The sequence below is a fragment of the Microvirga sp. KLBC 81 genome (assembly GCF_003075415.1).
GTDB lineage: Bacteria > Pseudomonadota > Alphaproteobacteria > Rhizobiales > Beijerinckiaceae > Microvirga.
Window position 1 is genome coordinate 1 of record NZ_QDAH01000046.1, and the last position, 15,402, is coordinate 15,402.

Here is a 15,402-nt window from a genome sequence, read left to right on the forward strand (position 1 = left end):
CGCGGTGGGCCATGACCGAACCTCCGGCGCTTAGAAGACGTGATGCAGTAAACCGACCACCATCAGAGCATACCACAGCCTGTGCGGAGCAGCATCTGTAGGCCGCACGCGGTGCCCATAAGCGCCCAGCGCCGATCCTCTGAGCTTGGCGGCTACAGGACAACCTGCGACTATCGTCGAACGGAAATCCCGTCAGCATTTCCTGGAGGTGCAAACAGGATTAGAGTTAAAGGTCCCTGACCTCAGGGCCTCTGTGAATGCCAAGCTCGGTTAGGTGTCAGGTCAGCCTCGCTTTGAAGACAAGAGGGGGAGTTGCCAAGAATGATCGCGCGCATCTGGCATGGCTGGACCACAACTCAAAATGCAGATGCCTATGAAACGCTGCTCCGGGCCGAGGTCTTTCCTGGCATCCTTGCCAAGCAGATTGTGGGCTTCGAGCGGATCGAGCTATTTCGCCGTCCGTTCGAGCCTGCCGGGGAGGTCGAGTTCATGACAATCATGTGGTTCGCCACGCTTGATGCGGTGAAGAGCTTTGCGGGCGAGGATTACGAGGCTGCGTATGTCCCCGATGCCGCTCGCGCTCTCCTGACCCGCTACGATCATCGCTCGCGCCACTACGAGGTGCGAGAGGGGCAGAGCGCCTGATCGGGCGACCCAGTTAGCCTTTGGACTTCTTCCGCGCCTTAGATGATGCCTTCTTCGCGGACGGGGATTTACGAGTCGGGCGCGCTGCCGGTCGGGTCATCTCGTTCACCATCGCTTTCTGCTGACGGTGCAGCTCCGCCGCCCAGAAGCCACGGGCCGCACCGGCCCAGGTGTTTGCAGCGCTGAGCCAGAGGCTCAACCAGGGGTTCTTCGCCATGTCGAACTCAGCCTCCCAATCTTGCCTATGCAGCCGTGTGGGACTTGCGGAACGGTCTTGAAGGACAGTCGCCTGGCTTGCGCCGGTCAAGTCTCATCTTCTTCAGGCAGGGACTCCACACCGCCCATGTCCCAGACCCGGCGATCAGCACGTCTTTCCAGGGCTTCTACTTGCCGGAGAAGCTGTGTGGCGAGCATCGCCTCGCGCCGAAATCCCTCATCGCCGGGTTCGCTTCCCAAGCGCATGTGCATGTCGCGCGCTCTCGCCTCAAGAGCACGTCTCAGGACCCTTAATTGCTCTTTGGTTAGTTCGAGCAACATCGCGACACCGGGCAGGAGCGCGCCGGTTTTCAAGCTCATATGCTCCCCGCGCTCTGGCCGTCGCTGGGATTGATTCTGCTGCTCATGCCGTCTTGGAGAGCCTTCTCGCAGCGCTCCATGTGGCTCATAGCTCGCTGGCGCATCTCCTGCATGTCATGGCAGGGGTCCTTCACGTCCTGATGGCAGTATTGGCAGATCATCAACTCTGTCCTCGAAGGAGGGGGTGTCAGGCCAACAAAGGTGTAGGATAGGAGTTCCCTCTACTCCTTCACAGCTTTCTACCTCTGATGATCCTGAGCTTCCACATCATCGGCGGGAGATCTGGGGGAGGGCGGCTGAGTTAACACAAGTTATCGCCAAGCTTGCCCGTTCAGGCTAGATTCAAACCGGATCGGCGAAGACTTATTGGATGACCAAGCAGGCCAGCAGCAGACCGCTTGTCCTCGTCTCGGAGGACGAAGCCCTGATCGCGCTCAACCTCCAGGACGAGTTGCAGGATGCGGGCTATGACGTGGCTGGTCCCTTCACGACCTGTGCCGCTGCCCTGGAATGGCTCCGGACCGCAACGCCCGACACGGCCGTTCTGGATGCGGCTCTGAAGGACGGTCCCTGCCGCGAGATCGCTCTGGAGCTTAGCCGCCGTGAGGTGCCGTTCCTGATCTATTCAGGCCACCACGAGGATCGGCAGCTTCTCTCTGAATTTCAGCACATCACCTGGATCGAGAAGCCAGTCCCGCCTGCGGTACTGGTCGAAGCGTGCCAGCAGCTTCTGCCAGGCTGCCCCTGAATTGCTTTGGGACAAGGCCGCTTTAGGTTGAACCCGAGCACAACCTGCACGTTCACACGTGTGGTTCCTGTGATAACGGGCTCGTGTTGAACGATCAACGGCTCCCTTCCTGGACAGAGCATGACCGGCTCGCAGCCCTGCGCAGCTACCGGGTTCTCGACACGCCCCCCGAGCCTGCGTTCGATGATCTGGTGCAGCTTGCCGCCCGTGCTTGTCAAACGCCCGTTGCTCTCATCAGCCTCATCGACGAGCACAGACAATGGTTCAAGGCCGAGGTGGGGCTCGGGGTGCGCGAGACGCCGCTCGACCGCTCGATCTGCCTCAGCGCCATGCTTCAGCCTGGGCTGACCGTGGTTCCGGACCTGACCGGGGATTCGCGCTTTGACCATAACCCGTTGGTGGCCGGGGAGCCGCGCCTGCGCTTCTATGCCGGGGCGGTGCTGCGAACGCCCGATGGGATGCCCTTGGGTGCTTTGTGTGTGCTCGATCATGTGCCCCGTGACCTCACAGAGGAGCAGGCTTCCAGTCTGACGATGCTCGCGCGACAGGTGATGTCGCAACTGGAGCTGCGTCGGGAGATTGCCGAGCGGGATGAGCGGCTGCAGGCCGCTCGGCAGATCGAGCAACGGCAGGCCCTGCTCGTGCGTGAGCTTCACCACCGGGTCAAGAACACGCTGGCCATGGTCCAGGGGCTCGTCGGTTCCACAGGCCGGTCCACCGACAGCTTCGAGCAATTCTACCGCTCGGTCTCAAACCGCATCGCCGCTTTGGCAAAGACCCACAACCTGCTGACGGAGGACTATTGGCAGACTGCGTCTCTGCGGGAGATCGCTCTTAACGAACTCAAGCCATTTGCCGAAAGTCGAGTGCCTCGCTTCATGCTGATCGGTCCACCGGTCGAGTTGGCGGCTGATCTGGCGGTGCCGGTCGGCATGGCACTCCACGAACTGACCACGAATGCAGTCCGGTACGGCGCTCTCTCGGTTCCGACAGGCTATGTCCAGCTCCGGTGGAGCGTGAACAAGGTTGAGGGAGGCAGGGAACTCCATCTGGAGTGGCGAGAGCAAGGCGGGCCTCCGGTGACCGAACCGCAGCATCAGGGCTTTGGCTCGATGCTCCTCCAGCGGGTTCTGCCGATGCAGTGCAATGCCACAGTCGAAGTCCACCATGACAGGGCGGGCCTGCGCTTTTGTATGAATGCGCCTCTGATCGAACAGCGGCTGGTCCCGGCTTATTAGCTGGCCCAGCTGCCATGATGGCGTTGTCATGTCTGGATGGCGCCCCGCAATCTTCAGCCGCCATTTGCGGAGCAATTCGACTTGCTCGCCGCATGAACGCCTGCCAGATTTCGTTCCACCTTTGCGGCTCTAGGCCAGATTTGCGATACAGTCCGTAATTCTCACAGTCATTTTGCCCAATGCGAGTCGAAACTGAGACTGCCACTCCACTGTGAGTGTGATTAGAAGCTTCATAGACGCAAGAGGGTCGCAATCCATGCCGCAGCAACGTGCACCAAGGCTTTTCAACCCGGGCATCCACCTCAGCTCAGCGGCAGCACGGCAGGCGAACGAGAAGCGGGGTTAGTTTCGAACTGCACTCGCAAACTGTTGTAGATTGGTATCATGTGTCCTGTGACCTAATCCGCCAATAGTCCGCAAAATGAACATCATCTTGAGGCTTGGAGTGAGGCGTAAGTGCCTCGATTGGGTTTCGAGAGCCTTAGTTAGAATGCTTGATAGCATGCATTCAGCGCAGCCCTTTCATGAGGCATGTTGCATTGCAAATAAGTCGAATGCAGCCAATATGGGCATTGGCTGATTTCAACGCGGCACCGCTTTTCTTCCTCCCGGCGCTGCCGTGTCGGCCGTTCCCTCTGGAAGGTTTTGACTTCTATTTGTCGGACCTCACTTCATGCCGGGCCTTTGGCCCGGCTTTTTTTCTGAACCCTGTCAAACGAGCGTACGATCGGACGCGTCAGCACGTGGCGGGAGAGGAATGCAACTCGACTCATAGTGCCGCTCTTTCCATCTCCGATGATACGGCCCAGGTGAAGTTGCAATCGTCAGGGGAAGCGACGGAAGCTCTCAAAGATGACGTCGTAGAATCCTTCAGCATCGATATCGCGAACCACGTAGGCGTTCTTTCGCCGGTCGGTGACGCCCCACCAATCAATTATGGTCATCCCGGTTGTCAGGGGCGAGACTGTCTCGATTTCGACATTCACCTGGCGGCCTGAGAACAGCTCAGGTCGCAGGAGCCAGACAACCGTCGTGGGATCGTGCATCGGGGCTCGGTCAGCTCCGTACTTCTCCCAATCGAACTGCTTCGCGTAAGTGAGGAGTTCTGCAAAGATAGGACCGACCTTGTTTCCGATGCTGCGAAAGCGTTGGATCCGATCAGCCGTCACATGAGCTTTGTGGGTGACATCCAGCGGCATCATCACGACTGGGGCGCCAGAACTCAACACGCGGGCGGCGGCCTCCGGGTCAACGTAGCAGTTGAACTCGGCCGCAGGCATGACATTACCGCCTTCCGACAAAGCGCCGCCCATCCAGACAATCTGCTCGATCCGTCCGGCAATGCGCTCATCCCGTTCGAGGGCAAGAGCCATGTTCGTCAGTGGTCCCAGGGCACAGATCGTCACCGTCCTTGGCGGACGGCTCATGACCTCCTCAACGATGAAGTCTGCCGCGTGCTGAGGCTGGACCGGCATCGTCGGCTCCGGGAGATCATATCCGTCAAACCCGGTTTTGCCGTGGACATACTCAGCCGTGAAGAGGGGGCGGGTCAGGGGAGCCTCGGCCCCGGCGAAGGCTCTGACCTCCTGACGCTCTGCAAGCTCCAGGATCTTGCAAACGTTCCGGATGGTGTAGGGGAGGGGGACATTGCCGGCGACTGCACAGATCCCGAGCACCTCGATCAGGGGAGAGCCCAGAGCAGTCAGGATTGCCACCCCGTCATCCGGGCCTGGATCTGTGTCGATAATGATCTGCTTCTTCATTGATCCACGTTTGGGTTACGCTGTGCGAGGCTTGCGTCATTGCACAAGCGTGTGCGGAATACCGCGTTGGCGATAAACCAGTATCAGCGTCAGGGAAATGCGTCTTCTCACGCGATCTTGGAAGGCAGCAGTCTAGAATTTCCGATGGCCGGTGCGGTCATGAATGCGCTGTTCCGGCCCGAAAAGTCGAAGATCCTGGAAACTGTCTAGACGTTGATCGATGGTAGCCGCTGTCAAGCAACCGATTTGCTTAGAGAAACGGCAGGGTCATTCGTTCTTCTCTGCTTGGGTTGCCGAAGATACTTTCTTCAGCAACCTGCACTGGCTCATCGGCCGGAAGGTTTAGTTGTGAGGGGCGTGATCCATGCCTCGCCGCATCATAGCACGGGGGCCCCGCCGCTCGACCACGACCTGTCGTCCAGAGGCTGGACGAGGTGAGGTCGACAGCCGGCTTGGGGTACAGGCTGCTGGTGCGGCAGCTTTCAGAACTGCGGCCTTGACCTCGGTTTCCGGCAGGCCCATCAACATGGCGGCGATTTCCGTTTGCCCTTCAACATCATTGGCCAAGCCCTGCGCGGCGAAGATCGCCTCATCGAGCGTCGGCGGTTCAAAGCGGAGGCTGGAACGGGAGCGCGATGGTTTCTTCTTGACTGGTGGCATTGCTGGCTTCCCGAGAAGACGCTGAGGTGTTCATCCAATATCGGCAGGGTGAGGCTCGACAAGCGAACGCCCGCCCTATGGCGGGCGCGTCTTGGAGCGAGAACCGTGGCGGCTTACGCGAAAGCAGCCTGACGGGCGACACGGGCGATATCGAAACGGGCGATGCCCAGATCGGCCAGCTCACGGTCGGAGAGCTGCGCCAGCTCCCGCACGGTTTCACGGTAGAGCTTGTAGGCGCGCATCTTGGACAGGAGGTAAGTGACGAACATGGAAAGCCCCAGCAGTTGGCTGGTCACCCTGACCAGCGATCGTTGCTCTTGTTGCGATGCGGCATATAAGGACGCACGGGCGCCCTGAGGAGCGGGGATTCCTGAGGGCAGTTATGCTTCAGTGGCATGCCTACTTGCCAGATTGTGTGCCGTTATCTTGTGATCTGGTCCCTTGACGAGTGGTAGATGCTCTTGTGCTGGCCTGCTCACCTGATGGAAAAGGCGCAAGACGGCTTCCAATCACAGGAGCGTATCAGACGTGCAGGACTATATCCGAAAGATCCTGGCGGCCCGGGTCTATGACGTGGCCATCGAAAGCCCGCTCGATCCCATGCCGCGTCTGTCGCAGCGGCTCGGCAGCCCAGTCCGCCTCAAGCGCGAGGATCTGCAACCGGTGTTCTCGTTCAAGCTGCGCGGCGCCTACAACAAGATGGCAGGTCTGCCGCAGGATGCTCTTGAACGAGGCGTGATCTGTGCCTCGGCCGGCAATCACGCCCAGGGTGTCGCCCTGGCGGCCCAGAGGCTGGGCGCCAAGGCGACTATCGTGATGCCGCGCACCACGCCGACCATCAAGGTCCAGGCGGTCAGAGGGCAGGGCGGCCGGGTGGTGCTCCATGGCGAGAGCTTCGACGAGGCCTACACCCATGCCCGGCAGCTCGAGGCCGAAAAGGGCCTGACCTTCATTCACCCTTATGATGATCCTGACGTCATCGCCGGCCAGGGCACGGTCGGCATGGAGATCCTGCGCCAGCATCCCGATCCGCTCGAGGCGGTGTTCGTACCGATCGGCGGCGGCGGGCTTGCCGCAGGAGTTGTGGTCTATACCAAGTTCCTGCGGCCGGACGTGAAGGTGATCGGGGTCGAACCGGAGGACGCCGCCAGCATGGCGGCGGCTCTTGCGGCAGGGGACAGGGTCATCCTGAACCAGGTCGGCCTCTTCGCCGATGGGGTCGCGGTGAGGCAGGCGGGCGAGGAGACCTTCCGTCTCTGCCGCGAGCTGCTTGATGAGGTGATCACCGTCAGCACGGACGAGATCTGCGCGGCGGTCAAGGACATCTTCGAGGACACGCGGGCGATTGCCGAGCCCTCCGGAGCCGTCAGTCTTGCAGGATTGAAGAAGTATGTGGAACGGGAAGGGGTGCGGCTACATGGGCTGATTGCCATCAACAGTGGCGCCAACATGAACTTCGACCGGCTCCGCCATATTGCCGAACGGGCGGAGATCGGCGAGCATCGGGAGGTCTTGCTGGCCGTCACCATCCCGGAGCAGCCGGGCAGCTATCGTCGGTTCATCCAGCTTTTGGGCAAGCGCTCGATCACTGAATTCAACTATCGCTACTCGGATCCTCGGGCGGCGCAGATCTTCGTCGGCGTCCAACTCTCCGAAGGTGATCAGGAAAAACATCAGATCATCGCGATGCTGCGGGAGCACGGCTATCCCGTGCTCGACATGAGCGACAATGAAATGGCCAAGCTGCACGTGCGCTACATGGTGGGCGGACCGTCCCCTGGGCTTGAGGACGAGCTGATCTTCCGGTTCCAGTTTCCGGAGCGACCCGGTGCCCTGCTGAAATTCCTCAATGGGCTGTCCGGCAACTGGAACATCTCACTATTCCATTACCGCAACCATGGTGCCGATTACGGGCGGGTGCTCGCCGGCATCCAGGTTCCGGTTGAAGAGCAGCCGCAGCTGAAGCGCAGCTTGGATGAGCTCGGTTATCCCTATTGGGACGAGACCGACAATCCGGCCTATCGGCGCTTCCTGAGCACTGGTGCGGTGGAAAACAACGGCCAATCCTCAAGGATCTCCTCGTGACAGACTTCCTGTATCACTCCATTCTGATCGGTATCGGAGCAACCGCCCTTCTCGACCTATGGACGCTGCTGCTGAACCGGATCTTTGGGTTTCCCATGGCCAATTGGGCGCTCGTGGGACGCTGGTTCTGCCACCTCGCAGGCGGCAAGATATTTCATGAGGACATCGCCAAGGCCCGCGCTCTCCCGTTCGAGTTGGCCGCCGGGGGTGGATCGGGCACTACGTCGTCGGCATCGTTTTCGCCGGCATTCTCCTTGCCGTCGCGCCATCCGGCTGGGACGCGCAGCCGACGTTGACGCCTGCCCTGTTCGTGGGGCTCGTCACCGTCGGCGCAGGCTGGTTTTTGCTACAACCCGGGCTGGGAGCCGGCATCGCAGCCGCCAAGCGATCGAATGCCAGCCAAGTTAGGGCGCTGAACATCCTCGGTCACATTGTCTTCGGCCTTGGTCTCTACGGAAGCGCCTTCCTCATCCGATAGAATGAGAAATACCGTGACATATCCGTGAAGGCAGGATGCCAATCAAGGTCGAATACATCAACGGCTGCCCAGCACGGCGAGGTTCGGCGGCCCTTGGACAAGCGCTGACATTAAGCAATTGCGGCATTCTGTCTTGCTTGTGCGTTCGCTTCGTTTGTACGAAAGCCGGAGCAGGCTCCCGTGCTCCCTCGATCGCCATCATCCTATGACAACGACCCGCCGCTTTCTGCTTGCCCCGTCCTTTGCCCGTCTCATCCTGAGGGAGCGCGGCGGCACGAGGCGGATCGAAGGCTATTTCCCGGAACGGGATGGCCGGATCTCCTACGTGCTCCTGGATGACCGCAAGAGCGTTCTCATCCTCAGATATCGCCACCAGAACGGCTTTTCCGAAGAACGCACTGAGGTGCCCCAATCGCACGCGGAGGCTTTGCTCGACGTGACAGCCGGCGAGATCGACTACGTCCGCACCAGGCTTTCCGTCGGCAGCAGGGACGTTTTTGTCGACCAGTTCATCAGGCCCAACCCTTTGCATCTGGTGACGACCGAGTTTGAGAGCGAGGCCGAGGCGCGGGATTTTTACCCGCTGCCGTGGTTCGGCCCTGAGGTCACTTCCGATCGCCGCTACAGCTACCCGGCATTGGCCGTGAATGGGATGCCTGGCACAAGGGTGGCTGAGCCCTCCGACGCAGCTTTGGGCAACCTGCTCGACTCTTTGGAGAACAGGTTCGCTGACGTGCGGCCTCCGCAACGCGCCCCGATTAGCCAGCCCGCTCCCAGACAGGCTGGCCTTGCGGCGCCCCAGCCGTTATCGGGCGGTTTGCGTCCTGATGGGAGCCGCCAGCTGCATCAGGCCAATCTCGATGACGTTCAGGCAGCCATGATGCGGGAGATGGAACGGGCTCTGCTGAACTAGCGGCCCTACTAGATCCTCGGACGCTTACACGGACGCATATCCTGCGGCCTTGAGGTCGTTCCAGCATTCCTGCGGCTGGAACAGGTTGCAGATGTCGCCGAGGGTGCGCCAGAGCGCGTCAAAGGTGCGGGCTTGCGCGGCTTTCTCGCTCTTATGGACCGCCAGGTTGTCGAGGATCACCACGTCGCCTTGGCCCAGGGTGGGCGCCAGCTGCGTCTCGATGTAGGGGGCAAAGGCCGAGCGGGTGATCGGGCCATCGATCGTCCAGGGCGCGCTCATGCGGAGCCGCTGGCCTTTGCGAGAGCGCCCGCGCAGGCGCGTCATCTTGGTGTTGACGTACGTCTCCTCGAGGAAGATCAGCCGGTGCGGCTGCTCGCGCATGCGGGCCTGACGCCGGCCTCTCCAGACCCGGCGCTCATCCCGCACGTCGGCGCGTACGCATTCCGCGGCCATCTGGTGTTTTTTTATACGTGAAGCCGTGTCGGCACAGCAGACGTGAGAGAGCCGCCGGGGCGGCGATGCTCCCCTGCTCCTCGAGCAGCCGCACCGCGAGTTCGGGCATGGTGATGGCGGGCTGGGCCTCCCCGCATGTAGCAGAAATGCCTCATAGGAGGCCAGCTTCCTGCCTCCAGGCGGGCGGCCCTGGCGGACCGGAGCCGGCGAACCGGACTGGCGCTGCAGCAGTTTGATGGCCCAGCTGTCGCTGGCCCCAAAATGGCGTGCCGCCGCCCGGCAGGAGTGGCCGGCTTCCACAACCGCCACCACGCGCACCCGCAGATCGAGAGAGTAGCTCTGGGTCATGATCCACCTCCTGGCCTCAGAAGGGCATCACACCTCCGGCCCGGAGGGAAGCCTTTGAATCCGCGTTTCCATCCGAGGCTCTAGGCACAGACAAACCGGCTCACAATTCACTCTGGATCTGTTGCGGCGATCCAAGTGCTGTCCTGTTAACGTGCGGTTAACCATGCTGGAAGATCCTCATCATGGGACCGATGATCGGTCTATGGCTTGGTCCTCCCACTGACGAGCGCTTATGACATCCGTAATCTCCGCCGCAGAAATGAACGATAAACTCAGCACGATTGAGCGTGTCTTGTCCGGTATCGAGAGGGGGGGTGGAGCAATTCACCTGCGTGATTTGACAGCGCTTCTCGTCGAGACGATCAGCATGCTCGAACGCGATCCAGGACTTGAGGTCGCCGCTGACGATCTTTATGCCGCTGCCGAAAGGTTCGTGCGCGACAGTCACGTGGGCTCCCAGCCTCCTGCCAGGAAGCAGCGCCTCCTCACCGAGGCCCACATGCGATTTCACCGCCGGCTGAAGGGTAATGTGGAACGATGCGAATTGGACGACCAGCGGGGATGTCGTGAATCCATTACTCTGCGTGCCGCTTGACGGCTATCTGTTCGTTCTTCCCATCGCGGCACGGTAAGCCAGGCCTGCTCGGCCATGTGTCTACCCAGGCCTGAAGACGGCATGTCGCGGAGCAACGCTTGGCTCCGTTTCTCCAACTTTAGCCACGATTTGCGACAGAGCCCAAATGGCGCCTGGATGAGGTCCTGATCAGCATTGCGGGCAAGAGACACTGGCTCTGGCGGGCCGTCGGTCAGGAAGTCTACGTGCTCGACGAAATCATATTGCCGGCTTCAGTGAAGACCAATTCGTTGCCCGCTCATAAGCGGCCGCCACTCTCAGTAACAATGCCTCATCAAAGGCACGCCCAATCAACTGCATCGATAAAGGTAAAGAGCTTTTCGAGAGGCCAGACATAACGGAAATCGCCGGGTGTCCCGTCACGTTAAAAGGCGTCCGCGCCTGCCGTACATTGGCCGGAGCCTCTTGGGGCTGGGTTGGGAATGCTGCAGCAGGATCCAGCGCATTTGCTGCCAGCAGTACGTCGACGTCTCGAAATACATCATCGACCGCGGATATGAGCTGGTTTCGGCGACGCTGAGCAGCGACATAGTGACCTGCAGAGATGAAGGCGCCCACCATGAGTCTTCGGCGGGCGGCCTGTCCATAATCGCCTGGTCGCTCTTTCAGCCACTTGGAATGAATAGACCATGCCTCACTGTGAAGAATAACCCTGTTTACGGCTGCGAACTCCTTGAGGCTCGGCAATTGTACGTCGCGAACGTCAGCGCCTAGATTTCGCAATACCCCGGCAGCGTCATCAAGGGCAGCGGTCACTTCAGGGTCGGCCTCCAGATCTGTCTCATGAAAATTCCGCACGAAGCCTACTCGGACTCCGTTGATGCCACGTTCGAGATCGTTGTCGAAGCACGTTCTGGGCGCGGCAACACTGGAGGGATCGGCTGGATCGTGGCCAACTATGGCCCCGAGCAGCATTGCGACGTCAGCAACGTTGCGCGCCATTGGTCCGACGCTGTCGAGCGTGAACGACAGGGGGAAAACCCCTTGTCGAGACACCAAGCCGTACGTTGGCTTTAGTCCGACAACGCCGCATGCTGCCGATGGATGACGGACTGAACCACCGGTATCAGTGCCGAGCGCCAGAGGAAACAGCCCCGCCGCAAGCCCTGCCCCCGATCCGGATGAGGAGCCGCCGGGCTGATGATCTAGGTTCCAGGGACTGCGAGCTGGCGGAAAGGGCAGATCGAAAGACGGTCCCCCAAATGCGAATTCCCAGGTCGCCAGCTTGCCTAAGATCACCATCCCACACTGCCTCAACCTTTTTACGACGTAAGCATCAGCAGCTGGAGTGTTCTCAAGCAGGATTTTGGAATGGCAAGTCGTTGGCAGTCCAGCCACATCGATAATGTCCTTAATCGCAATCGGCAGGCCGTGCAGCGGGCCGCGCGACCGGCCATGGCTCATTTCCTGCTCGGCGAAACGAGCCTGAGCCATGGCCATTTCCACATCAAGACATGTGAACGCATTGATCTTGGAGTCGACAGCTTCGATACGCTGAAGCAGCGATTGCAGCAGTTCGACCGGCGAAAGACGGCGCGCACGAAAGGCGTCGGATATCTCGGTGGCAGAAAGCCAGTAGGGCTGTTTCATCGGCTGTCTCGCACTCGCATCGGGGGCCACGGTTCCACGTCAGGATTCATCATTAGATCCGTAAACTGCGCCACGAGGTGTGCGGCATCTTGAACCGCGAGCGCCACGTCAGCAGGAAATTCTTCCAGCGCTTTCTGCAGGCCGGCCAGCTGCGCCATCACCTTGACGGTTTCGTCTGAAGACAAATCTTGGTTCATGATAGAACTACAGGTTCTTGTTGCTAACGATAGTTGTTAAGAGCCCGGCAACGGCAAGGCTCCAGTCAGGTGCGATCGCCGGAGTTGCAAGGATATCTGTGCGACGCGGGATGCCGATCATCGCGTCAGCGCCGGATTAGAGAATCGAAATCGGGGGAGCTGAGAATGCCCCAGACAGTAGCGGCCGCGGCGAGTATTTTGCCGTCATTGTAGCGTGGGCCGACGAGTTGAAGACCCATGGGCAACCCTGACACCTCCAGGAGCGGCAGTGTGATACAAGGGACATGCAGCAACGTCCACATGCCATTGAAGATCGGATCTCCGGCGAAAGACAGGCCCTCGGGAGCGATGCCCGTCGCGGCCGGGGTAATTACCGCATCGAACGGCGCTGCGGCCCTGTCGAACTCCATTCGCAGCAATGCGGCACGGTCTAGTGCAGAGAGCAGCAACCTGTCCTGAGTCCGTTCCATACGGGCGCGAATACCGGGTGAGAGCAGATGTGGCACGGTGCGCTGGAGATTCAAAAATGCGACGCGCCCCTCCGCACGCATGATCCACTCCTTGAGATCGTTCACATCCGCAAAGGCTTCCCCAAGATCGAGTTCGGTCAGAGCGGCGCCAGCGGATTGCAATGCCGCTACGGCCGCCTCAAAGGCGGCCTGCATCCCGGCTGTGGCGCGACCCCAATATGGAGTCCGGCACCACGCGAGTTTGACGGAATGGAGTGGTGGCGGCGGTGGAAGGGATTCATCTGAAACCTCGAATACTTCGGTGATCAGAGCGAGGTCTTCCAAGGAGCGTGCGTACCAACCAATGGTGTCAAGGCTGGAAGAGAAACGCTTAGCCCCCTCGGTGCTCACGGTTCCGAACGTCGGCTTCATCCCAAAGATTCCGCAGAACGACGCCGGGCGAATGAGAGAGCCTCCTGTCTGGGTCCCGAGAGCCAATGGGATCATCTGGTCCGCAACGGCGGCCGCCGAACCGCTGGAGGACCCGCCGGGTGTCCGCGATAGGTCACGGGGATTGCGGGTCACAGCATTGCGCCCGTGCGCCGCGAACTCAATCGTCTCTGTCTTTCCGAGCACAATGGCGCCCGCTGCCCTCAATATTGCAACACAGGCGGCGTCCTGTCCCGGTCTGAATCCTTTATAGATAATAGAATTATGCTCCGTCGGGAGATCCGCGGTGTCAATCACGTCCTTAACGCCGATCGGTATGCCATGCAGCGGCCCGAGCGGTCCGTCACCCAGCAGCAGCGCCTTGTCCGCATTCCGCGCCTCGGCCAGCGCTCCCTCGGCGTTCACGGATGCGAACGCACGGACGGCCGGTTCACGCTCGGCTATGCGGGCAAGACACGCACGAACAAGGTCCTCGCTTGTGAGCGATCCTTCCGCAATAGCGGCTCTTGCCTCGGTGAGCGTCAGACGATTGGGTTGCATAACTGGTCCAATTGTGCAGAAGGTGAAAAGGATTTGATGGACTGGGAGGTCTCTGGTGCTCCTTGGTGGGCATGCCTATGCAGAGCATATGCGCTGTGCTGAGGTTCTGCTTGCTAGCTGGATTGGCTCGGCGTTCCAGTCAGGTCTCACGTGTTGCCAGGAAGCGGAATGTCTACGTCCAATAATGGGGCATGCTGTTGGGCACCATAGATGTCGGTATCGCCAACATCGCCTGATGGAATGCGTCGGGGTATCGTCGCCTTGAAGGCATTGCCGGCAGGGTAGGGTGTGAACAGCACCTCACCTTCGGAAATGCCGTAAAGCTTGGCAAAGAGCTTGGCATTCAACACGCCTGTGGCAGCGACTTTCTCGAATAGTTCCCGCGACCCAAAAACGATGTCGATGGTGAGCTCGAACGGCCCGGCATTCTTGCTTTTGCAGACCGTTGCAATGTCGGCGATGCGAGCCATCAGATAACCTCATACTCGATTGGAAACAGTTCGCACGGGTCTTTCGGACTGACTGTGTGGAAGATGCTGAATCTATAGAGCGGCTCCATTTCAATGTCCGAGGGCGAGAAGGGAAATGCCATATTGCCTTCTCGGCAAAGTCGGCCCGGAAAGTCCGTGTGTAGCAAGGAGACTCGTGCGAATGCGAGCACAGCGTTGGCGATCTCCTGGGTGTCGGCGAGCGCCTCGACGAGAATCCCCAATTCATGGCTATTGATGGACTTCACAGGCTCCATCTCGCCCATAACGCCCGACTTTCCGTATACGCGGAATACCAGCCGGTATCTGTCCGGAGTAAGACCGAAGCCGCTGACTTTCTCATCAACTGCCTTTCGAACCGAGTCAAGAAACTCGTCAAATCTTCCGATCAGCATCGGATCACGGGTGCCGCAGATTGTCATCGCGCGGAAGCCGACCAGTTCAGTGCCCTCAAGTTTCACAGTGTAAGGCATTGAGCGCCAACGCATGCCGGAGATCTTGACGGCACGATCGCTGACAGCCTCAAACACGCAATCGGTCGTGTCCAGAATACCTCCTGGTTCGACATGCACGCAGGGGCTCGAATTCTCATGGAGGCTGTGGTTCGCGACTGAGAGCGGTGTGCAGCGGCGGATCGGGTTTAGGGGCTCTGCCTCAACGGAGTCATCCCTCACTGTGACGATAAGGCAGTCGTGACCCTTCGGCAGCGAAGGAGTGGCACCGCATTCCAGCATTTTGCCCGCGTACCAGGATGGGGCAGGGGGAAGACCCGCGCGGATAGCCGCTCCTGCCCAAGGCGCTGGGTCGCTCGTGCGACCGCCCAAGATGACCTGAGCGCCGTTGTCGAGCGCACGCATGTAAGGTTCCGGCCCCATCATTCCAACAATGCGCGTCGCCCGGGATATGGACTCGGCCGTGATGTTCGGTGCGTTTCGAAGCGGGCGCATGTTGCCGTCTTCGAAGAAGCGCAACACGGTATCTTTCCGTAGTTCAGACTGAATAACCGCCATTTTAAAGTGGTGGCCTTCCTCCCGCGCGAGTTCCCGCACGATCTCCACCACCGTCGCCAGGTGAGGAGCCCCACCCGCGCCACCACAACTGCCGATGACAAGGGGGATCCGGTGAGCGAGCGCGCCGCGAAGCATGA

15 protein-coding genes and 4 pseudogenes are annotated in these 15,402 nt (G+C 60.1%); 8 read left to right on the forward strand and 11 right to left on the reverse strand.

The features are described 5' to 3' along the window. Positions 1 to 321 precede the first annotated feature (321 nt). Positions 322 to 645 carry an antibiotic biosynthesis monooxygenase gene (locus DC522_RS36160; RefSeq protein WP_116530847.1) on the forward strand — a complete coding sequence of 108 codons (324 nt, stop codon included), beginning with the start codon at positions 322 to 324 and terminating at the stop codon, positions 643 to 645. Positions 646 to 658: 13 nt separating this feature from the next. Here the strand turns inward: DC522_RS36160 and DC522_RS22410 are convergent, their stop codons facing one another. Both DC522_RS22410 and DC522_RS22415 read right to left on the reverse strand, forming a co-directional pair. Continuing rightward, the gene (locus DC522_RS22410; RefSeq protein ID WP_116530848.1) at positions 659 to 862 is read right to left on the reverse strand and encodes a hypothetical protein; all 204 of its coding nucleotides are present in this window, start codon (positions 860 to 862) and stop codon (positions 659 to 661) included. Between the two features lie 86 nt (positions 863 to 948). Next, positions 949 to 1,221 carry a hypothetical protein gene (locus DC522_RS22415; RefSeq protein WP_116530849.1) on the reverse strand — a complete coding sequence of 91 codons (273 nt, stop codon included), beginning with the start codon at positions 1,219 to 1,221 and terminating at the stop codon, positions 949 to 951. A gap of 370 nt (positions 1,222 to 1,591) precedes the next feature. Here DC522_RS22415 and DC522_RS22420 point away from each other — a divergent pair, with 370 nt between their 5' ends. Further along, entirely contained in the window at positions 1,592 to 1,969 is a 378-nt protein-coding gene (locus tag DC522_RS22420) for a response regulator (RefSeq protein ID WP_116530850.1), read from the forward strand. A gap of 83 nt (positions 1,970 to 2,052) precedes the next feature. Beyond that, positions 2,053 to 3,207: a sensor histidine kinase gene (locus DC522_RS22425; protein ID WP_116530851.1), complete on the forward strand. Its 1,155-nt coding sequence runs from the start codon at positions 2,053 to 2,055 to the stop codon at positions 3,205 to 3,207. A gap of 824 nt (positions 3,208 to 4,031) precedes the next feature. On the opposite strand, the gene DC522_RS22430 is transcribed toward DC522_RS22425, so the two are convergent. From DC522_RS22430 to DC522_RS22440, 3 genes are all read right to left on the reverse strand, one after another. After that, positions 4,032 to 4,970: a nucleoside hydrolase gene (locus tag DC522_RS22430; RefSeq protein ID WP_116530852.1), complete on the reverse strand. Its 939-nt coding sequence runs from the start codon at positions 4,968 to 4,970 to the stop codon at positions 4,032 to 4,034. Between the two features lie 342 nt (positions 4,971 to 5,312). Further along, complete coding sequence (locus tag DC522_RS22435) at positions 5,313 to 5,630, reverse strand: hypothetical protein (RefSeq protein ID WP_116530853.1); 318 nt, start codon at positions 5,628 to 5,630, stop codon at positions 5,313 to 5,315. Positions 5,631 to 5,743: 113 nt separating this feature from the next. Next, complete coding sequence (locus DC522_RS22440; RefSeq protein WP_116530854.1) at positions 5,744 to 5,899, reverse strand: DUF1127 domain-containing protein; 156 nt, start codon at positions 5,897 to 5,899, stop codon at positions 5,744 to 5,746. A gap of 247 nt (positions 5,900 to 6,146) precedes the next feature. On the opposite strand from DC522_RS22440, the pseudogene ilvA reads away from it, so the two are divergent. The 3 genes and pseudogenes from ilvA to DC522_RS22455 form a co-directional block, all read left to right on the forward strand. Next, a pseudogene (ilvA, locus tag DC522_RS22445) lies at positions 6,147 to 7,715 on the forward strand (threonine ammonia-lyase, biosynthetic); the annotation flags it as partial. After that, a pseudogene (locus DC522_RS22450) lies at positions 7,712 to 8,193 on the forward strand (DUF2938 family protein). The pseudogenes ilvA and DC522_RS22450, both read left to right, overlap by 4 nt. A 205-nt stretch (positions 8,194 to 8,398) precedes the next feature. Next, entirely contained in the window at positions 8,399 to 9,106 is a 708-nt protein-coding gene (locus DC522_RS22455) for a hypothetical protein (RefSeq protein ID WP_116530856.1), read from the forward strand. A gap of 24 nt (positions 9,107 to 9,130) precedes the next feature. Here the strand turns inward: DC522_RS22455 and DC522_RS22460 are convergent. After that, a pseudogene (locus tag DC522_RS22460) lies at positions 9,131 to 9,907 on the reverse strand (IS630 transposase-related protein). Between the two features lie 232 nt (positions 9,908 to 10,139). Here DC522_RS22460 and DC522_RS34345 point away from each other — a divergent pair. Both DC522_RS34345 and DC522_RS22470 read left to right on the forward strand, forming a co-directional pair. Next, a complete protein-coding gene (locus DC522_RS34345; RefSeq protein ID WP_133239342.1) occupies positions 10,140 to 10,502 on the forward strand; it encodes a hypothetical protein in 363 nt (120 codons plus the stop codon). A gap of 146 nt (positions 10,503 to 10,648) precedes the next feature. Continuing rightward, positions 10,649 to 10,744, forward strand: a pseudogene (locus DC522_RS22470) (IS6 family transposase); the annotation flags it as partial. Here DC522_RS22470 and DC522_RS22475 read toward each other — a convergent pair. The 5 genes from DC522_RS22475 to DC522_RS22495 all read right to left on the reverse strand — a co-directional run bounded on the left by DC522_RS22475 (position 10,740) and on the right by DC522_RS22495 (position 15,400). Then, on the reverse strand, positions 10,740 to 12,131 hold the full coding sequence (locus DC522_RS22475) for an amidase (RefSeq protein ID WP_116530858.1): 1,392 nt from the start codon (positions 12,129 to 12,131) through the stop codon (positions 10,740 to 10,742). The pseudogene DC522_RS22470 and the gene DC522_RS22475 overlap by 5 nt on opposite strands. After that, positions 12,128 to 12,328, reverse strand: a complete 201-nt coding sequence (locus DC522_RS22480) for a hypothetical protein (protein ID WP_116530859.1) — start codon at positions 12,326 to 12,328, stop codon at positions 12,128 to 12,130. The genes DC522_RS22475 and DC522_RS22480 overlap by 4 nt, the downstream gene beginning before the upstream one ends. Before the next feature lie 125 nt (positions 12,329 to 12,453). Continuing rightward, the gene (locus DC522_RS22485) at positions 12,454 to 13,767 is read right to left on the reverse strand and encodes an amidase (protein WP_116530860.1); all 1,314 of its coding nucleotides are present in this window, start codon (positions 13,765 to 13,767) and stop codon (positions 12,454 to 12,456) included. Positions 13,768 to 13,913: 146 nt separating this feature from the next. After that, entirely contained in the window at positions 13,914 to 14,237 is a 324-nt protein-coding gene (locus DC522_RS22490; protein ID WP_116530861.1) for a DUF4387 domain-containing protein, read from the reverse strand. Next, positions 14,237 to 15,400: an acyclic terpene utilization AtuA family protein gene (locus DC522_RS22495; RefSeq protein ID WP_205769721.1), complete on the reverse strand. Its 1,164-nt coding sequence runs from the start codon at positions 15,398 to 15,400 to the stop codon at positions 14,237 to 14,239. The genes DC522_RS22490 and DC522_RS22495 overlap by 1 nt, the downstream gene beginning before the upstream one ends. Between the last annotated feature and the right edge of the window lie 2 nt (positions 15,401 to 15,402).

Bases quoted from the DNA above. Each gene is read 5' to 3' on its own strand.
- DC522_RS22435 (WP_116530853.1), bottom strand. From the start codon at position 5,630: ATGCCACCAGTCAAGAAGAAACCATCGCGCTCCCGTTCCAGCCTCCGC.
- DC522_RS22440 (WP_116530854.1), bottom strand. From the start codon at position 5,899: ATGTTCGTCACTTACCTCCTGTCCAAGATGCGCGCCTACAAGCTCTAC.
- DC522_RS22480 (WP_116530859.1), bottom strand. From the start codon at position 12,328: ATGAACCAAGATTTGTCTTCAGACGAAACCGTCAAGGTGATGGCGCAG.
- DC522_RS22430 (WP_116530852.1), bottom strand. From the start codon at position 4,970: ATGAAGAAGCAGATCATTATCGACACAGATCCAGGCCCGGATGACGGG.
- DC522_RS22455 (WP_116530856.1), top strand. From the start codon at position 8,399: ATGACAACGACCCGCCGCTTTCTGCTTGCCCCGTCCTTTGCCCGTCTC.
- DC522_RS22490 (WP_116530861.1), bottom strand. From the start codon at position 14,237: ATGGCTCGCATCGCCGACATTGCAACGGTCTGCAAAAGCAAGAATGCC.
- DC522_RS22410 (WP_116530848.1), bottom strand. From the start codon at position 862: ATGGCGAAGAACCCCTGGTTGAGCCTCTGGCTCAGCGCTGCAAACACC.
- DC522_RS22415 (WP_116530849.1), bottom strand. From the start codon at position 1,221: ATGAGCTTGAAAACCGGCGCGCTCCTGCCCGGTGTCGCGATGTTGCTC.
- DC522_RS22485 (WP_116530860.1), bottom strand. From the start codon at position 13,767: ATGCAACCCAATCGTCTGACGCTCACCGAGGCAAGAGCCGCTATTGCG.
- DC522_RS22475 (WP_116530858.1), bottom strand. From the start codon at position 12,131: ATGAAACAGCCCTACTGGCTTTCTGCCACCGAGATATCCGACGCCTTT.
- DC522_RS22420 (WP_116530850.1), top strand. From the start codon at position 1,592: ATGACCAAGCAGGCCAGCAGCAGACCGCTTGTCCTCGTCTCGGAGGAC.
- DC522_RS36160 (WP_116530847.1), top strand. From the start codon at position 322: ATGATCGCGCGCATCTGGCATGGCTGGACCACAACTCAAAATGCAGAT.
- DC522_RS22495 (WP_205769721.1), bottom strand. From the start codon at position 15,400: ATGCTTCGCGGCGCGCTCGCTCACCGGATCCCCCTTGTCATCGGCAGT.
- DC522_RS34345 (WP_133239342.1), top strand. From the start codon at position 10,140: ATGACATCCGTAATCTCCGCCGCAGAAATGAACGATAAACTCAGCACG.